The following is a 3,343-nucleotide window of genomic DNA, read 5'->3' as shown; positions in this document are numbered from 1 at the left end:
TATCAAATCTGCTTGCAATGGAAGTGTTATAACAAACCGGGTTTATGGGAGGAAGCATTTAACACAAACCCGGTTTCTAGACTTTTTTATAACAATACCACCTGATTTGATATTATCACCTCAAATAAAACGTCGCGCCTTACCTACAGTAATAACGACATCCATAAGCATATTCATAGCAATATCTTTACCAGGACAAATACGCCCCGCACTACGATCGCCTACAGAATGGAAACCCATGTGATAAGGGCAAAGGTTCTCTCGGTTAGCATCAAACTCATAGGTTGTCGGACCCCAAAAGCTCTCGTCTAATAACCCTAAACTCATAGGAATCAATATTTTTGTACCAGCAGGAAAAGTTTGCTCTCGACCAGTTATAGTCACCGTGAAAGCATCTGTTGCTATTTTATGAGAAGCACTAACAGGTGCCGAGAGACGAGAACATTCCAAAAGGTATAGTCGTACAGACTCTCGGTCGTCGAGGTCGAGTCCATCCCAATGATCGGTAGGTTGAATGTTGGATGTATTTCGCCCTTCGTAAGCAGGGAGTCGGCGATCGCCCATAGCAGTTTGACCGAGATGCAGTGGTCCTTGTAAAGCAGCAATACTCATAATAGATGTTGTCAGCTTTGCTAGTTCTCGTCTGGTCATACCGTTGTATTGGTCGCTCTGTTCGTCAAAGTTAGCGAAAGCGGGGGAATGTTCATAAATTGTTGCTGTGCGGTCGATCAGCTCAGGCATTTTTTTATGCCCTTTTATATTTAACTTTTCTAGGAGACTACTAAGAACTGCAAAGTAACGCAGGGTACCGAGGCGAGTGTAGTGTAAATCTGTGAGGAAGTCCATTGTATCTTTGTCATTGGGGTTTAACCCAAATAAGACATAGTGGAGATATCTAATCAGAAAGCGCTTCCAACCCCGCCCATCGTCACTAAAGAAAGCACCACCCAGACCATGAGGCATATCTATATAATCTGCTGCTAACTGGTCGAGAAGTTCTCTGGCGGTCGCGTCTTGCTGACGTGCTATTGCATAGTCATTTGTGATGTAATCTTGTAAACATCTGCGGAAAGCTTCGTGGTCATTACTACCTCCTGCTTCCACATCTGAAAGTGCCAATAGAAAAACGTTTCTTTCGCCTATATCCTGATTAGGCAAATGATTTTTGGCGAGCATGGTAGTGCCTAAACGCCATGTTCTTGCTTGCTGTGAAGTCAATGCCGTTTCTATTGCTGCAAACTCTCCCATAACTACTTGTCCAGCACAGCAGAAATTGGCTCCTAAAACGAGGCGTTTGTAGTCTAGATATGTGGGAGCGTTTGCGACTAAGCCTTCTATAAAGTTAATTATGGGAAGTAAAGTTTTGCTGAATGTTTTTTCTGGGTTCTGCAATGCCCAGATTTGAAAATTATTTAATCCAGTATCTATAAATGATGCTGTTTTAGTTGGTTGTTGTCTTGGTGGGGTAGTTGAAGTCATAGTGTTTGTTTCTGTATTATTGGTTTAGTGTTAATAAACTCATAAGTTGTTTTTGTAACGGGGATGGGTGAGCAACCCTCCAAAAACATTTCGCCCATCAAGGTGGGGTGGCGCGACCCAATTATTTTGATTAAAAATTATATCATGTTCATGGAACTCAAAAGTCATGCATTCAAAAGTCATACATTAAGATTTTATAGGTTCAGAACTTTGACGCTACAGTAATTTCAGGAAATTATAGCGTTTCTCAGGCTCCGGAGGTACACCTATCTTTATTTCTATTCTATTCTATTCTATTCCCTATTCCCTATTCCCTATTCCCTGTTCCCTATTCCCTAAAACAAACGAATTTTGTACTTACCATTATGGGAATTGCTATATTTCACATTTCAGTATAGGATAAGTAGTGTAGCCTAAGTTGATAAAATTGGTCTTATTGTGACTTTGATATATGCAGAACTTTTAGAGAATAGGTAATACCGTTTCACGGAAGTCAAAAGTCATACATTAAGACTTTATAGGTTCAAAACTTTGATGCTACTGTCATTTCCGGAAATTATTTACCATCTAAAGTTTGAAACTATTTGTGACATTTTTAAAGTAAATTGGTATAACAAGGAACAAAAAATTTATCGAATTCGCTCCTTTTAAAGGAATAGCATTTACCTAAAACCGTTGGTTTAAAGCCTCTCCTTTAAGGGATAAAAAAGAAAAAAATTCCTTTTAGACAATCCTCTTATTTTTAAGAAAAGGTAATTATTAATTATATTATTTTTGTATTCTCCCTTTGTCAAAACTGCTATAACTTTTTTGGAGAATATAACTACTTCTACATCACTACCTTTTTTATAACTATTCATAACTCATACTAATTTTTACCAATTAAATTTTGGCTGCGTAAAAGAGTTTCTGTCATAGTTGCCAATTTCTGCAAACTAGCTGCTAATTCATCAGCACGTTCTTGATGTTTTCGCTTGCGCATTAAGGCAGCACGAGCTAAATCTTCCCGGTCTTTTTTAAGCGCTGCAACCGCAACTTTTTGCCAGTTATCTATTTCCTGTAAAGTTTGTTTATATTCAGGTTGAATATTTTCCCAAGCTACTTTAATATCTGCTAAAGCTTTACTTACTAATTCAGCAGTACCCAGTTCAGTTTTTACGCCTAAAATTGCCTGCTTAATTGGTTCTGATATTTGCTCGACATTAATATGATGAAGTAGAGGAATAAAGTTTTTTACTTGTTGACTATGGCTAACTCCAGTGATGCACCAACTCGCAAAGTGTTCACAATTATTAAAAACAATATTATATTTTCTTTCTCCTAGTCTACTTTCTGCTCTTTGAATGACTGTATCGGCAATATAACGAAGTGGGTAACGTTTAACATAAACTTTTCTCCCATCAGTAAAATATGCTTTAGAAGTTCGTTCAATAGTTTCTGTTCCTTTGCGATAATGGATAACTGTTCCATCGCCATAGTCAATGCCATGATGTTCGTAAACACCATCCATATTTAGAAATTCTCTAAGAGTGTATATTTGTTCTCCGCGTGCCATCTTATTTTTTCAAGTTTTACCTAATTTTACTTAATTCTATTTTAATCTAAAAATATATTAGCTACTTCCGTATTTAGAGAAATATTTTGAGAGGCTGTTTATGTTGATTGTATAAATATATAGACGAGAAGAATGGTGATACTTTTTCTTGATGAAGCTCCACTTAAAAACCTTGCCGGGCGGAGCAGGGTTTAAATAAAAATATAATCTCTGACTCGAAGTCTGGTTTATTTATTTCCATCAAATATTTATGGTATGTTCATCATAAACCGGACTTCTGAGGGTTAAAATTGCACTTAAATATTTAGG

Annotated in this window: 2 protein-coding genes; both read right to left on the bottom strand. The window is 37.2% G+C overall.

Annotation, left to right across the window (positions count from 1 at the left end):
* Window positions 1-120: 120 nt before the first annotated feature.
* Window positions 121-1,479, bottom strand: coding sequence for a cytochrome P450 family protein (locus F6K22_RS36590; RefSeq protein WP_293109592.1), 1,359 nt, complete (start codon window positions 1,477-1,479; stop codon window positions 121-123).
* Between the two features lie 868 nt (window positions 1,480-2,347).
* Window positions 2,348-3,034 (bottom strand): lecithin retinol acyltransferase family protein, encoded by a 687-nt coding sequence (locus tag F6K22_RS36585; RefSeq protein WP_293109590.1) that lies wholly within the window; start codon window positions 3,032-3,034, stop codon window positions 2,348-2,350.
* Between the last annotated feature and the right edge of the window lie 309 nt (window positions 3,035-3,343).

The sequence above is a fragment of the Okeania sp. SIO2F4 genome (assembly GCF_010672385.1).
Lineage (GTDB): Bacteria > Cyanobacteriota > Cyanobacteriia > Cyanobacteriales > Microcoleaceae > Trichodesmium.
This window is presented reverse-complemented; position numbering and strand designations above follow the sequence as displayed.

Bases quoted from the DNA above. Each gene is read 5' to 3' on its own strand.
- F6K22_RS36590 (WP_293109592.1), bottom strand. From the start codon at position 1,479: ATGACTTCAACTACCCCACCAAGACAACAACCAACTAAAACAGCATCA.
- F6K22_RS36585 (WP_293109590.1), bottom strand. From the start codon at position 3,034: ATGGCACGCGGAGAACAAATATACACTCTTAGAGAATTTCTAAATATG.